This is a genomic window from Sphingomonas sanguinis (assembly GCF_019297835.1).
Lineage (GTDB): Bacteria > Pseudomonadota > Alphaproteobacteria > Sphingomonadales > Sphingomonadaceae > Sphingomonas > Sphingomonas sanguinis_D.
This window is the reverse complement of the sequence record NZ_CP079203.1, coordinates 1,785,611-1,799,336: the sequence shown is the minus strand read 5'-3', so window position 1 is coordinate 1,799,336 and position 13,726 is coordinate 1,785,611. Positions and strand designations below refer to the sequence as shown.

General features: G+C 66.4%; 10 protein-coding genes. 7 read left to right on the top strand and 3 right to left on the bottom strand.

Annotated elements, in window-relative coordinates; genetic code table 11:
* Positions 1–38: 38 nt before the first annotated feature.
* On the top strand, positions 39–1,868 hold the full coding sequence (locus KV697_RS08310; RefSeq protein ID WP_219020884.1) for a hypothetical protein: 1,830 nt from the start codon (positions 39–41) through the stop codon (positions 1,866–1,868).
* A 1-nt stretch (position 1,869) separates the two neighbouring features.
* The gene (locus KV697_RS08305) at positions 1,870–2,622 is read left to right on the top strand and encodes a nucleotidyltransferase domain-containing protein (protein ID WP_257575738.1); all 753 of its coding nucleotides are present in this window, start codon (positions 1,870–1,872) and stop codon (positions 2,620–2,622) included.
* 414 nt (positions 2,623–3,036) lie between these two features.
* On the opposite strand, the gene rplL is transcribed toward KV697_RS08305, so the two are convergent.
* Both rplL and rplJ read right to left on the bottom strand, forming a co-directional pair.
* A complete protein-coding gene (rplL, locus tag KV697_RS08300; RefSeq protein ID WP_007403895.1) occupies positions 3,037–3,411 on the bottom strand; it encodes a 50S ribosomal protein L7/L12 in 375 nt (124 codons plus the stop codon).
* 69 nt (positions 3,412–3,480) lie between these two features.
* Complete coding sequence (gene rplJ, locus KV697_RS08295; RefSeq protein ID WP_056437177.1) at positions 3,481–4,002, bottom strand: 50S ribosomal protein L10; 522 nt, start codon at positions 4,000–4,002, stop codon at positions 3,481–3,483.
* A gap of 440 nt (positions 4,003–4,442) precedes the next feature.
* Between rplJ and KV697_RS08290 the strand changes: the two genes are divergently transcribed.
* The 3 genes from KV697_RS08290 to KV697_RS08280 all read left to right on the top strand — a co-directional run bounded on the left by KV697_RS08290 (position 4,443) and on the right by KV697_RS08280 (position 8,971).
* Positions 4,443–6,923 (top strand): PhoX family protein, encoded by a 2,481-nt coding sequence (locus KV697_RS08290; protein WP_219020883.1) that lies wholly within the window; start codon positions 4,443–4,445, stop codon positions 6,921–6,923.
* 92 nt (positions 6,924–7,015) lie between these two features.
* Positions 7,016–8,110 carry a lactonase family protein gene (locus tag KV697_RS08285; RefSeq protein ID WP_219020882.1) on the top strand — a complete coding sequence of 365 codons (1,095 nt, stop codon included), beginning with the start codon at positions 7,016–7,018 and terminating at the stop codon, positions 8,108–8,110.
* A 162-nt stretch (positions 8,111–8,272) separates the two neighbouring features.
* Positions 8,273–8,971 (top strand): HPP family protein, encoded by a 699-nt coding sequence (locus KV697_RS08280; protein ID WP_219020881.1) that lies wholly within the window; start codon positions 8,273–8,275, stop codon positions 8,969–8,971.
* Between the two features lie 175 nt (positions 8,972–9,146).
* Here KV697_RS08280 and KV697_RS08275 read toward each other — a convergent pair whose 3' ends face one another.
* On the bottom strand, positions 9,147–11,468 hold the full coding sequence (locus KV697_RS08275; RefSeq protein WP_219020880.1) for a TonB-dependent receptor: 2,322 nt from the start codon (positions 11,466–11,468) through the stop codon (positions 9,147–9,149).
* Between the two features lie 381 nt (positions 11,469–11,849).
* Here KV697_RS08275 and KV697_RS08270 point away from each other — a divergent pair, with 381 nt between their 5' ends.
* Together KV697_RS08270 and KV697_RS08265 are read left to right on the top strand one after the other, a co-directional pair.
* Positions 11,850–12,494: a DUF47 domain-containing protein gene (locus KV697_RS08270; RefSeq protein ID WP_219020879.1), complete on the top strand. Its 645-nt coding sequence runs from the start codon at positions 11,850–11,852 to the stop codon at positions 12,492–12,494.
* Positions 12,495–12,504: 10 nt separating this feature from the next.
* On the top strand, positions 12,505–13,518 hold the full coding sequence (locus KV697_RS08265) for an inorganic phosphate transporter (RefSeq protein ID WP_219020878.1): 1,014 nt from the start codon (positions 12,505–12,507) through the stop codon (positions 13,516–13,518).
* Positions 13,519–13,726: the final 208 nt, after the last annotated feature.

The following is a 13,726-nucleotide window of genomic DNA, read 5'->3' as shown; positions in this document are numbered from 1 at the left end:
CGACCGCCGCCCGCAAAAGGCCGGTCGGGGAGACAGGAATGCGCCGAAGCCTGCTGGTTTTAGCATGTGTCGTACTGACGGGAGCCGCGCCCGTCGCAGGCCAGACCGTCCCCGAGCGAGCGAAAGCCGCCGCGTCCGGCCCCGATGTCGTCGTCCAGGGCGTCCGAACCCGCCTGAGCAACTGGCGCGAGGCGGAGACGAGCCATGTCGTCGTGCTGAGCGACGGCTCCGAAGCCGACCTCGTCCGCGTCACCCGCAATCTGGAGCGGCTGCACTTCCTGTTGTCGGGGCTGCTTGGCCGTAACGCCGGGGCCGATCCGACGATCAAGCTGCGCGTCACGCTGATCGGCGACGTGCCGATGTTCCAGGCGATGGACCTGCGCAACCGCCGCTGGCAACAGGGGCCGTTCGCCGATCTCTTCTCGCCGCTGCGCTATTACGACCCGCGCGAGACGGGGGCGGTGATGGCGACGACGCGGGTCGACCAGCGGACCGTGATCGAGCGGCAGATGCTGGACGCGCGCTCCGTCCAGACGATGCTGTCCGACCCGTCGCTGCGCGCGCAACTGGGCGGGGCGGACCCCGCCTCGCAGGCGGCCCTGTCGAGCGCGGCGATCGGCGACTTCGCCATGTCGGGCATGTCCGGCGCGAACGGCCTGACCACCAGCTTCGGCGAGAATGCGATCCCGGTGACGGCGGACAGCCTGCTCTATGCCGGCTATGCGCAGCATTATCTCCAGACCTATTTCCCGGCGGCCTATCCGCGCTGGTATCTGGACGGCTTCGCGCAGGTTTTCTCGACGCTGGAGGTCAAGGGCGACCATGTGCTGGAATATGGCCGCAGTCCCAAGGGCACTTCGGCGGTGTTGCGGGCTTTCGGCAGCTATCCGATCCGCGATGTGCTCGACGACCGCTATCTGGAGCAGAGCCCCCGCAAGACCGGCTGGACGCCGATCCATGCCTGGATGCTGACCCATTTCCTGTTGTTCTCCGACACCCGGCGGCCGCAGCTTCGGCAGTATCTGGCCTTGCGGGCCGGGGGTGCGGATGCGGCGACGGCGGCCAAGGCGTTCGGCGACCAGCAGGCGCTGGCGCAGGAACTCCGCCGCTATTTCGGTGCGCGCAAAGCGTTCGAGACGGTGACCTATGCCCCATCGCTGATCGAGCAGCCCATCGTCCACCGACTGACCGAAGGCGAGGCGGCGTTCGTGCAAGGACAGCTGGAGCTGGGATCGCGGGTCGAGATCCCGACCATGCCCGCCGATGCGCCGCCCGAGGCCGCCCGCGCGATCGCAAAGGCGCAGGGTGAGGCGATCAAGGCGCGCGATAGCTGGCTGATTCGGTTGCGGCGCGATGCGGCGAAATGGCCCGGCGAATATGGCGCACAGCTGCTGCTGGCCGAGGCCGAGTGTCGCAGCGGCCATGCCGACGAATGCCTGGAGGCGGCGAGCCATGCCGTCACGCTGGCCCCGCAGGACGCCGATGCGCGTGCCTGGGTCGGCATGGCGCGGGTGATGCAGGCGTCCGCCCAGAGCGAACCGACCCGCACCGCAACGCTGGCCGAGGCCCGCAAGGCGATCGCGGCGGCCAACCATCTCGACCCCCGCGCGGTCGCGCCGTTGCTCAGCTATTATCGCAGCTATGCCGGGGTCGGGCAGGCGGCGCCGGACAATGCCATAGACGGCCTGCAGGCCGCGCTGACCGCGGTGCCCAACGCCCCGTCGACCCGTGTCGACCTGGCCGAAGCGCTGGCGGCCAAGGGCGGCACGACCGTCGCCCGCCGCATCGCCATGCCGGTGGCGAAGGGGGCGTATGACAGCCCGGAGCGGCCGCGGGCCCTAGCGCTGGTGGCGGGGGCGAGCAGATAGCGTGACGGTGGGACCTACCGACCCGACGCCAGCCGAGGCGCTGACGATCGCCAAAGCCATAGTGGAGTCCCGCTATGGCGGCGCAGCCTTCGCTTATGTGGCGGGCTCCATCATGCGCGGCCAAGGCACGTATCTTTCGGACATAGACCTTGTCGTCGTCTTCGACCGCCTGGAGGCTGCACGCCGCGAATCCTTCGTCGTCGAGGGGATACCCGTCGAGGCTTTTGTCCACGACCCCGCGACGCTGGCCTGGTTCGTCGAAGACGACGTGGCACGCGGCCGCCCCAGCATCCTGAATATGATCGCGGAGGGCGTCGTCATAGGCCGGGATCAGGATCGTGCCGAGCCGTTGCGCGCGGCCGTGTCGGCGCGTCTCGCGGATGGCCCGCTGCCATTGTCGGCGACGGCTCTGAACGCCTTGCGCTATGAGATCACCGATGCCGTGGATGATCTTCGCGGAAAGCGGAGTGCCAGCGAAGTCATGGCAATCGGGGTGATGCTCCATCCCAAGCTGGTCGAACTGGCCTTGCGGGGCAGGGGGCATTGGAACGGCACCGGCAAATGGGCGCCCCGTCTTCTGGCGAAAATGGATGAAGGCGTGTCGGACAGGTTCAATACCGCCTTTAATGTGCTGTTCGCCAAAGGCGATGTGGGCCCCGTGATCGCGCTGGCGGAAGCGGAACTGGCACCGCATGGCGGCTGGCTGTTCGACGGCGATCGGCGAGAAGCGCCTGCAACATGGCGTATCGCCTGACAGAGCCTTTTCGACGACGATGATCTTATCATCCCCCCGCCGCCCGCCCCAAAAGAAAGGCGATTATGTAGTTTGCAAACAGGCGTAACGCGTCAGTGATCGCCGCTCTCAAATAGCTCTTGTCCATAAGGCAAGTGGACACCGAGCCGCTCGCAATAACACGCCGCATGACAGGGCCACGACTGATTGCCCTCACCTTTGGTAAGAATGGCGAGGGTGCATGGGTCTAACCCGACCTCGGTGACAGGCTCGCCGCAGAAACAGCAAACGCCGTCAATCATTCTGGCATCTCCGACTTGGGCTCGTTTGCAAGGTATGTAATCGTCAAAAGAAAAGGGCGACCCCCGAAGGGGCCGCCCTTGACTTTAGCTCGCCAAGCGAACGGGTGCGACAGGTTGCCCTGCCGCAGTCCGATTACTTGAGCTCGACGGTCGCGCCGGCTTCTTCGAGCTGCTTCTTGATCTTCTCGGCCTCGTCCTTGGCAATGCCTTCCTTGACGGGCTTCGGAGCGCCTTCGACCAGCGCCTTGGCTTCGGTCAGGCCCAGGCCGGTGATCGCGCGGACTTCCTTGATGACGTTGATCTTCTTGCCACCGTCGCCGGTGAGGATCACGTCGAATTCGGTCTTCTCTTCAGCGGCCGGAGCGGCAGCGCCGCCAGCGGCAGGCGCAGCTGCAACAGCAGCGGCGGCCGAGACGCCCCACTTCTCTTCGAGCATCTTCGAGAGCTCAGCGGCCTCGAGGACGGTCAGCTCGCTCAGCTGGTCAACCAGCGCGTTCAGGTCTGCCATGTTCTTATCTCCAATACGGGCCGGATGAAGTGGCCCGAGTGTGTCAGTTCAATCGTGTTCGCCCGAAGATCAGGCGGCTTCCTTGTCCTTGTCGGCATAAGCCGCTAGGACGCGGGCGATCTGCGCTGCGGGAGCCTGGGTGATGGTGGCCAGCTTGGTCGCCGGAGCGACGATAAGACCAACCAGCTTCGCCCGGAGCTCGTCCAGCGAGGGCAGAGTCGCCAGCGCCTGCACGCCTGCGACATCAAGGACGTTCGCACCCATCGATCCGCCGACGATCTCGAACTTGTCGGTCGTCTTGGCGAAGTCCACGGCCACCTTGGCGGCGGCCACGGGATCGATCGAGCTGGCAATGCCGACGGGACCCGTCAGCATGTCAGCGACACCGGCATAGTCGGTGCCCTGGGCTGCGATCTTGGCAAGCCGGTTCTTCGAGACCTTGTAGGTCGCGCCGGCTTCCCGCATCTTCGTGCGCAAGGCCGTCGACTGGGCGACGGTCATGCCGTGGTTGCGGGTGATGACCACCACGCCAACCTCGTTGAAGTTGCGGTTCAGTTCGGCGACGGCCTGGCTCTTTTGATCGCGATCCATGCCATTCTCCATGGTTGGAACGACCGCGAACGGCCATCCCGGTTGCTTGACCGGGGGGTGAAACCACCCCTCGGGGTGTCCAGCGATGGGGAATGGGCAACCGACGCGTGAGAAACGCGGGGCAGACCGGGCGGGACCAGCGAGTGGCACGACCGGCAAAATCCTTTTCCCCGTCTCGGCAGGAGATTAAGTCAGGGCATATTCCCCGGCACCTGCTGTCTTGGACGGAATCCGAACGGGCAAGCCCATCCGGATGCGAGGCTGCCCATACGAGGATCGAAGGCGCGAGTCAAGCAATCTCGTCGCATGACGCGTGTGTCATGTTTCAGTCATGCATTGGTCACCGACATGACGCCGAAATGAAGCGTGCATGACTTGGTTCGGCGGCAAAGCGCCCCTGCTTACCGCAGCGCTTCCCGCGCGGTATCGGGGGAAATTCCATGTCGGATATCAACAACATGGTCGCCTATGACGATGGCGACATCGACACCAACCGCTCCGCCAACGCGCATATGAGCGATTTGATCGCCACCCGCTTGTCGCGTCGCCAGACGCTGCGCCACGGGGTATCGGCGATGACGACCGCTTTGTTCGGTGGCGCGCTGCTGGCCGGTTGCGACGACGAGAATCCGCAGGCCGTCACCGCCACGGCGGCGGGCAGCACCGCCAGCGTCGCGGCTGGCCGCCCGGTCACGCTGACCGGTACGGTGGGCAGCGGCCAGGTCGCCAATGTCAACTGGAGCCAGACGGCGGGTCCGTCGGTCACGCTGACCAATGCCAATCAGCTGGTCGCCTCGTTCCGCGCGCCCGCCGTGACGACCGCGACGCAGCTGGCCTTCAACCTCGAGATCACCAGCCGCGACGGCCTGGTCACCAACAACAGCGTGACCGTCACCGTGACGCCGATCACGCTCGACTTCACCGCCGTACCGCACAGCCTGGCGGACGTGGTGACGGTGCCTGCGGGCTATAGCGTCAGCGTACTCTATCGCCTGGGCGATCCGATCGCGGCGGGCGTACCCGCCTATGCCAATAACGGCACCGACACCAACTTTGCGCAGCGCGCGGGCGACCATCATGACGGCATGAGCTATTTCGGGCTGGCATCGTCGGGCAGCAACCCGGACCCGAACAACAGCACGCGCGGCCTGCTGGTCCTCAACCACGAGAATATCAGCGAGCAATATCTCCATGTGAACGGCCAGACGCCCGCCCCGCGCCCCGAGAGCGAGGCGATCAAGGAGATCGAGTGCCACGGCGTCTCGGTGATCGAGGTGACGCGGAGCAACGGCGCGTGGCGCTATGTCCAGGGCTCGGCGCTGAACCGTCGCATCACGCCGAATACGCCGATGGCGTTCAGCGGCCCTGTGAAGGGCAGCGCCTGGCTGAAGACGGCCTATTCGACCGATGGCACGGGCGGTCGCGGCACGATCAACAATTGCGCCAACGGCACGATGGCGTGGAACACCTATCTGACCAACGAAGAGAATTGGGCGGGCTATTTCCGCCGCAGCAGCGGTGACGCGGCGGTGCGGACCGCGACGACGCCGAAGCAGAACGTCTCGCTGGCCCGCTATGGCATCGGCGAGGGGCGTGGCGGCAATTACAACTGGACCACGGTGACGCCGTCCGACGCGTCGAGCACCGTCTTCCGCCGCTGGAACGCGACCGCCACCGCCGCGCTGGCCGCTGACGGTACGGCGGATTTCCGCAACGAGCCGTTCCAGTTCGGCTGGGTGGTCGAGATCGATCCGTTCAACCCCGCCTCCACCCCGCGCAAGCGCACCGCGCTGGGCCGGATGAACCATGAAGGTTGCCAGAGCGGCCGGATGATCGCCGGGGTCCGCCCGGCCTTCTATATGGGCGACGACGCGCAGAACGAATATATCTACAAATTCGTATCGGCGACCCCGTGGAGCGCCTCGGACGCCACGGCCTCCGACCGTCTGGCGGTGGGCGACAAATATCTCGACACCGGCACGCTCTATGTCGCGAAGTTCAACGCGGACGGCACCGGCATGTGGATGCCTCTGGTGTTCGGCCAGAACGGGCTGACCGCGTCGAACAGCGTCTATCCCTTTGCCGACCAGGCCGATGTGCTCATCAACACCCGTCTGGCGGGCGATGTGCTCGGCGCGACCAAGATGGACCGGCCGGAGTGGACTGCGGTCAATCCGGCGACCGGCGAGATGTATTGCACGCTGACCAACAACAGCTCGCGCAAGCCGGTTGCGTCGGGCAGCAACACCGCCGTCGATGCCGCCAACCCGCGCGCCTATGTCGATGCGCCCTCGACCTCGGTCGGCAATCGCAACGGCCATATCATCCGCATCCGCGAGACAGGCGACACGACCGAGGCGACCAGCTTCACCTGGGACGTCTATGCCTTCGGTGCGGGTGCCGACCTCGACCCGACCAACATCAACCTGTCGGGTCTGGATGCGACGAACGACTTCTCCTCGCCCGACGGCTTGTGGTTCAGCCTGCCGAGCAATGTCGCGGGGCAAGCGACGCCGGTGATGTGGATCCAGACCGACGACGGCGCCTTCACCGACGTCACCAACTGCATGATGCTGGCCGCGATCCCCGGCCGGGTCGGCGACGGCGGCACGCGTTCGGTGACGAGCAGTGCGGGCGGCGCCTCGGCGACCGTCACCACCCGCATCGGCAAGGCGCCCGGCGTCACGCTGAAGCGCTTCCTGGTCGGCCCGAAACAGTGCGAGATCACCGGCATCCACTCGACGCCGGACGGCACCTCGGTCTTCGTCAACATCCAGCATCCGGGCGAGGGCGCCAGCAGCCCGTCGGCCCCGACCAGCAACTGGCCCGACAGCCAGTCGGGCAGCGCGGCGGCCACGGTGCGCCCGCGCTCGGCCACGATCGTCATCACCAAGAATGACGGCGGCGTGGTCGCGATCTGATCCACTGGTCGCATCGCAAGCGCCGGGGGGCGGGAAGGTGATTGCCTTCCCGCCCCCTTTGGCGTTTGAAGACCGCCGAACGGAGGGGCGGCATGACGACGACACGGCGTGAAGTGATGGCGGGCGCGATCGCGGCCACGGGGCTGGGCGTGGCGGGCGAGCCGCTGTTAGCGCGGCGGCCGGGTCGCGATCGGCTGATCGCGGGCACCTATGCCAATGAGGGCGGCAAGGGCCTGTATCCGATCGTCGACGGGCGCGTTGGCGCGCCGGTGACGGGGATCGTCAACGCCTCCTATGGCGTCGGTGGCGGGCCTGACGGCACCTTCTATCTGCTCCGCGAACAGGCCGATGGGCGGGTGGCCGCCTATGGTCCCGACTGGAGGTCACGCGGCGGGGCCTCGACGGGCGGTGCGGACCCGTGCCATGTCGCGATCGACCGCGCTTCGGCCTGTCTGGCGGTGGCCAATTATTCCAGCGGCTCGGTCGCCTTCTACAGACTGGACCGGCAGACGGGCGCGCCGGGCGAACCACAGCTCTTCCAGCATCGCGGGACCGGTCCCAATACCGAGCGTCAGGCCGGGCCGCACGCGCATTGGGTGGGGTTCAGCCCCGACCGGCGCTGGCTGCATTCGGTCGATCTGGGGGCGGATGCGATCTTCGCCTATCGCTTCGATCCGGTGGCGCGCACGCTCACCGACCAGCGGATCGCGTGGCAGGCTCCGGCGGGCGTCGGGCCGCGCCATATGGTCCGCCACCCGACCTTGCCGCGTGCTTATCTCGCCTGCGAGTTGAGGCCGAAGCTGTTTGTCCTCGACGCGCTGCCCGATGGGCGTTTTCGCGACGCGGGCGAGCACGCGCTGCTCCTCGAGGGCACGAAGGGGCCGTCCTATGCCGCGCATATCGCGATCGATCGGGCGGGGCGGACGCTCTATGTGTCCAATCGCGGGGCGAACAGCATCACCGTCTTCGCCCTCGACGCCAGGGGCGAGCCTCGGGTGGTGCAGCATGTCCCGACCGGCGGCGACTGGCCGCGCTTCTTCCTGCTGCGCGAGGAACGGGGCGAGATGTTGGTAGCGAACGAGCGTTCGGGTACGGTCAACGCTTTCCGTATTGGCAAGGATGGTCGCCTTACCCCGACCGAGCGCAGTATCGCCATTCCGGGCGTGGTGTTCCTGGCCGAGGTCTAGACGGAAAGCCTCGCCTTTAGCCGCTCCCCTCCCGCAGGCGGGAGGGGATGGGGGAGGGGAAGGCGTCTCACCGAGACCATCGCGTGCGGCTAAGCCCCCACCCCAATCCCTCCCCCCTGCCGGGAGGAGGGGCTTATTGAATTCCTGACCTCGAAGGCGGCTATGCGCTTCTTCCAACCCCTGCTTGCCGGAGCCACCTTGTCCGGCCGTCTGCTTGCCTGTGTCGGGGCGGTCATCGGGATCGCGCTGACCATCATCGTCTGCGGCGGGCTGCCCATGTTCGGACCGGACTTGCCGATCATCGTCGCGCCGCTGGGGGCCTCGGCCGTGCTGGTCTTCGCGGTGCCCGCCAGTCCGCTCGCCCAGCCCTGGTCGGTGGTCGGCGGCAATGTCCTGTCGACGCTGGTCGGGGTGGCGATGTTCCAGGCCATCCCCTCGCTGCCACTCGCGGCCGGATGCTCGGTGGGCGGCGCGATCCTGGTCATGTCGGTGACGCGCTGCCTGCATCCGCCGGGCGGGGCGGCGGCGCTGACCGCCGTCATCGGCAGCCAGGGGATTCACGCAGCGGGCTTTTCCTTCGCCTTCGCGCCGGTCGCGATCAACTCGATCGCGCTGGTGGCGCTGGGCATGTTCTTCCACCGGGCGACGGGGCGCAGCTATCCGCACGAACCCGCGCTTGCCCCGCCGGTGAGCGACGCCTCGCGCATCCGGGCCGAGGATGTCGACGCCGCGCTGGAGGATATGCACGAGAGTTTCGACATCGCGCGCGAAGATTTAGATATGCTGCTCGCCCATGCCGAACGCCATGCGCGAGCGAGGGTGGCGCCGGTGCGGGCAAAGCGCTTTTTGAGGGGCGGTTAAGGAGCCACTCTCCCGTTCACGCTGAGCGAAGTCGAAGCGCACGCCCAAGGCCGGGTGGCTTGGCAAATGTCGGCCCTTGGCCTTCGACTTCGCTCAGGCTGAACGGACCGGGGGGCAACAAAAAGCCCGCCCCCCACGAAGAGGGACAGGCCTTTCCGTCACAGGGTAAACCCGATCAGCGATACTTGCCGCTGAACGATACGCCGATGATGCGCGGTTCGTTGAACACGGCCGCCATATAGTTCTCGATCACGCCCTTGAGGTTCTTCTCGTTCGTGATGTTGCGGGCGAAGACCGACAGGCTCCAGTCGTCGTTCGGCGCGGAATAGCCGATGCTCAGGCCGCCCTCGAAATTGCCGTTCGAGGTGAACTCCTTGGTCCGGTACAGGACGAAGTTCGTGTACCCTTGCAGGTTCCAGTCGGTGGAGATGAACGCCTTGCCGCCACCTTCCAGCGGCATGTCGTACTTGGCCGCCAGGTTGACGTTGTACTCCGGCGCGTTGGGCAGCGGGTTGCCGTTGATCGGCACGAAGAACGCGTTCGCCCCGAAGATGCGGCGGGTCGTCACCGGGCCGTTCAGCACGGTGCAGACCATCACGCCGTTTAGGCCGCAGGTCTGGACGCTGACGTTACGATCGCGGATTTCCGAGTGCAGGAGGCTGACGCCCGCCGACAGCGCCAGGTTGCGCACCGGCAGCCACTGCGCATCGGCTTCCAGACCATAGGCAACCGCCTTGTCGGCGTTCAGCAGCACGCCGTTGCCGTCCGAATCATTGCCATTCAGCTGGATGTTCTTCACCCGATACGCAAAGGCCGCCGCGTTCAGGCGCAGCGTGTTGTCGAACAGCTTCGACTTGAAGCCGGTCTCGAACGACAGGTTCGTTTCCGAACCGGCGGTCGAGAAGTCCGAGTTGAACACCGCCGAGCGACCTTGGATGGTCGGGCCGCGGAAGCCCTGCGCCGCGCGGACATAAACGTTGACGTTCGGGTTCACCTCATAGAGCGCCGACAGGTCCCAGCTGGGCTGGGTGTCCGACAGGCGCACGTCGCGGCGGCCGCGATAGGTGGAGACACCGGCGGCGCTGTCGGCGGTGCGCAGCAGCTGGGTCCGCTTGGTGTCCTCGCTGATCCGGCCCCCGGCGGTCAGGGTCAGGCGGTCGGTCGCGCGGTAGCTGACCTGGCCGAACAGCCCCCAAGACGTGTTGACGTCGTGCAGGCGCACCCAGTTGTTCGGGTTGGTCCCGATCAGGAAAGCGCGCTGGTAGAAGTCGGTGATGTCGCGGCTGTCGAAATAGATGCCGCCCAGCTGCCACTTGAAGGCATTGTCGCCGGTGGAGGCGAGGCGGACTTCCTGCGTCCACTGGTCCAGCCCGCGCACCTGACCCTGGCTGAGGCCATAGCCGTTGGGCACGCCGTTGACCGGGAAGTTGGTCGCGGCACCGCCATCGGTGTCGCCCCGGCTGAAGCCAGCCGTGGTCTCATAAGCGGTGATCGAGGTCAGTTCGGCCCCGCCCATGTCCCAGGCGGCGCGCAGCGAAGTGCCTTGCGTGTCATAGGACTGCGGGTTGTCGCGGCCTTCGTCATAGGCGACGCGGTCGCGCGGCTCGGCCGACACGTCGTTCGAGCCCTTCTTCAGCGCACCGCGATGGAACAGCGTCGAAGTGCCGTCATACCAGCGAGCATGGCCCGACAGGTTGAACGACAGCGTGTCGGTCGGCGTCAGGAGCAGCTGGAGCCGCACGTCACGCTCGGTGAAGCCGCCCATGGCGTCCTTCTTCGGGGTCAGCGTGCCGTCGGCGCTGGGGCCGGAATAGACATTGTCGACCCAGTTGTCGCGGTGCTGGACCAGCGCCGACAGACGGAAGGCCAGCACGTCGCGGATCAGCGGGCCGCCGACACCGGCATCCATGCTGATCGTGTTGTAGCTGCCGATCGAGGCGGTGGCGCGGCTCTGGAAGCTTTGCGTCGGCTTGATCGTATCGAACTTGATGATGCCCGCAGTCGTGTTGCGACCGAACAGCGAACCCTGCGGGCCGCGCAGCACTTCGACTTGGTCGACGTCGAAGATCGGGTTCGACTTCAGCACGACATGCTCCAGGACCACATCGTCCTGGATGATCGAGACGGGCTGCGACGCGCCCAGATAGAAGTCGATATTGCCTAGGCCGCGAATGTAGAAGCGCGGGAAGATACGGCCGGTGGTCGTTTCAGCGTACAGGCCGGGCACGCGACCCGACAGCGCTAGAATGTCCTCGCCACCCTGCTGGAAGGTGCGCAGGTTCGACCCGCTGACCACGCCGACCGACACCGGCACGCGGTTCAGGCTTTCCGAACGGCGCTCGGCGGTGACGACGACGTCGCCCAGCCCCTGCTGCTCATCCGTTGCGGCGGTGGTGGCCGCGCCCTGATCGGCGGCAGCTTGCGCCATGGCCGGCACGGTTGCCAGCGTTCCCCACGCAGCGCCCAGCAGCGCCGCGGTCTTGATAACCGATTTCATATATTCCCCACGCTCCGGCGAGCGGTTCACGCCGCCCGACTGATTAGATTTTCCCGGTAGGGCGGGCGGTTAGAGGCGCATTATGGCGCTCGCGTGACAGAGGTGATGCGCCAAAACCACAGTGGGGGATGAAATCGCCATGGCATCCGCCGCGTGACGTTCAGGGGCGTGTGGGGCAGCTTGACCGTCCCGGCTGACGGCGGGTGTCACATTGCTGTAACCCAGTTTTGCTTGACGTGATGCCTGCGTCTGGTCAGGGGGGCGACATTCGTGCCATCCTAGGTTCATGACCCTTTCACGGTCCGGCGTTTCGCCGTGGCCCGATCGGCCATGGCTTGAAGACGTGTACGCTATCGGATCACTATCGGGGTTTACCGACTGATGTTCGCCTGGTTCCAACGCCTCCTGCCGAAGACGGGAAATTTCTTCGAGCTGTTCGAGGCGCAAGCCGCCACCATCCTTGCGGGGGCCGAAGCCACCGTCCGCATTTTCGACGCGCCCGGCAGCACCGCCGACGAGATCGCCGTTGTCGCCGCGCGCGAGCATGACGCCGACGAGATCACGCGCCAGGTGCTGACCTCGGTCCGCTCGACCTTCCTGACGCCGTTCGACCGCGCCGCGATCACCTCGCTGATCGGCTCGATGGACGACACCATCGACGAGATGCACGCGGCGGCGACCGCGATCGGCCTGTACCGGCTGACCAAGTTCGCGCCGGAAATGCGCGAAATGGCGGCGGTCGCGGTCGAGGCGGCCAAGCTGACCGTCGAGGCGATGCCGTTGATGCGCGACGTCGCGCGCAACGGCGATCGGCTGCACGCGCTGACCGAGGAACTGGTCCGGCTGGAGGGCCGCGCCGACGAGATGCACGCGGCGGGCCTGAAGCGCACGCTGGACGAATGCGGCGAGCGCGACACGCTGCGCTTCGTGATCGAGAAGGAAGTGTACAAGCATCTGGAGCGCATCCTCGACGCGTTCGAGGATGTCGCCGACGAGATCGACGGCATCGTCATCGATCACGCCTGAGGCGGCGGCAATGCACGAACTCGCCTTTCCGCTGCTGGCCGGCCTGATCCTGGTCGCGCTGGCGTTCGATTATCTCAACGGCCTGCATGACGCGGCCAATTCGATCGCGACCGTCGTGGCGACGCGGCTGTTGTCGCCGGTCGCGGCGGTCGGCTTCGCGGCCTTCTTCAACTTCGCCGCCTATTTCCTGACGGTGGCCTTCCCCAGCCTGCACAAGGTCGCCGAGACCGTCGGCAAGGGCCTGATCGCGCAGGACGTGGTGACGCCCTCCGTCATCTTCGGCGCGCTGGGCGGGGCGATGGCGTGGAACGTCATCACCTGGCTGCGCGGTATTCCTTCGTCGAGCAGCCATGCGCTGGTCGGCGGGCTGGTCGGCGCGGGCATCGCGCATGCGGGCATGGGTGCCGTCCAGTGGGCGGGCCTGAACAAGACGCTGATCGCGATCGTCCTGTCGCCGATGCTGGGCATGATGCTGGCGATGCTGGTCATGCTGCTGAGCAGCTGGGCGCTGCGTCGCTCGACCGCGGGCCAGGCGGAGCGTAGCTTCCGCGCAATGCACCTCGTCTCCTCGGCCGCCTATTCGCTCAGCCACGGCCTGAACGACGCGCAGAAGACGATGGGGATCATCACCGTCCTCCTTTATTCGACCGGCCGCCTGACCGGCCCGTTCGAGGTGCCGCACTGGGTCGCCATCTCCTGCTATGTCGCCATGGCGCTGGGCACGATGACCGGCGGCTGGAAGATCATCGAGACGATGGGCAGCCGCATCACCAAGCTGTCGCAGCATCAGGGGTTCAGCGCCTCGACGGCGGGCTCGATCGTGATCTTCTGCGCTTCGGCCCTGGGTATCCCGGTGTCGACGACGCACACCATCACCGGCTCGATCATCGGTGCGGGCGTCGCAAGGCGCGCCTCGGCGGTGCGCTGGGGCGTGGCGGGCAATGTGGTGATCGCCTGGATCATCACCATCCCCGCCTCCGCCGTGATGGGGGCGGGGTTCTACCTGCTGACCAAATTGTTCTGATGAAGGGGGAGGCGAGGGCCTCCCCTTTTTCTTTTGGGCATACCACCCTCCGTTCAGCCTGAGCGAAGTCGAAGGCCACGGGAAACCAGCGGAGAATGCTATTCCTCCCCTGCAAGGGGAGGCGGCAGGCCGAAGGCCTGACGGAGGGGTGTCCCGCTTGGTTTGGCGCACGCCGCCATCGCGACCGGTGACACCCCTCCACCAGCTT

Coding starts and splice junctions, on each gene's coding strand:
- KV697_RS08310 (WP_219020884.1), top strand. CDS start 39: ATGCGCCGAAGCCTGCTGGTTTTAGCATGTGTCGTACTGACGGGAGCC.
- rplL (WP_007403895.1), bottom strand. CDS start 3,411: ATGGCAGACCTGAACGCGCTGGTTGACCAGCTGAGCGAGCTGACCGTC.
- rplJ (WP_056437177.1), bottom strand. CDS start 4,002: ATGGATCGCGATCAAAAGAGCCAGGCCGTCGCCGAACTGAACCGCAAC.
- KV697_RS08290 (WP_219020883.1), top strand. CDS start 4,443: ATGTCGGATATCAACAACATGGTCGCCTATGACGATGGCGACATCGAC.
- KV697_RS08285 (WP_219020882.1), top strand. CDS start 7,016: ATGACGACGACACGGCGTGAAGTGATGGCGGGCGCGATCGCGGCCACG.
- KV697_RS08280 (WP_219020881.1), top strand. CDS start 8,273: ATGCGCTTCTTCCAACCCCTGCTTGCCGGAGCCACCTTGTCCGGCCGT.
- KV697_RS08275 (WP_219020880.1), bottom strand. CDS start 11,468: ATGAAATCGGTTATCAAGACCGCGGCGCTGCTGGGCGCTGCGTGGGGA.
- KV697_RS08270 (WP_219020879.1), top strand. CDS start 11,850: ATGTTCGCCTGGTTCCAACGCCTCCTGCCGAAGACGGGAAATTTCTTC.
- KV697_RS08265 (WP_219020878.1), top strand. CDS start 12,505: ATGCACGAACTCGCCTTTCCGCTGCTGGCCGGCCTGATCCTGGTCGCG.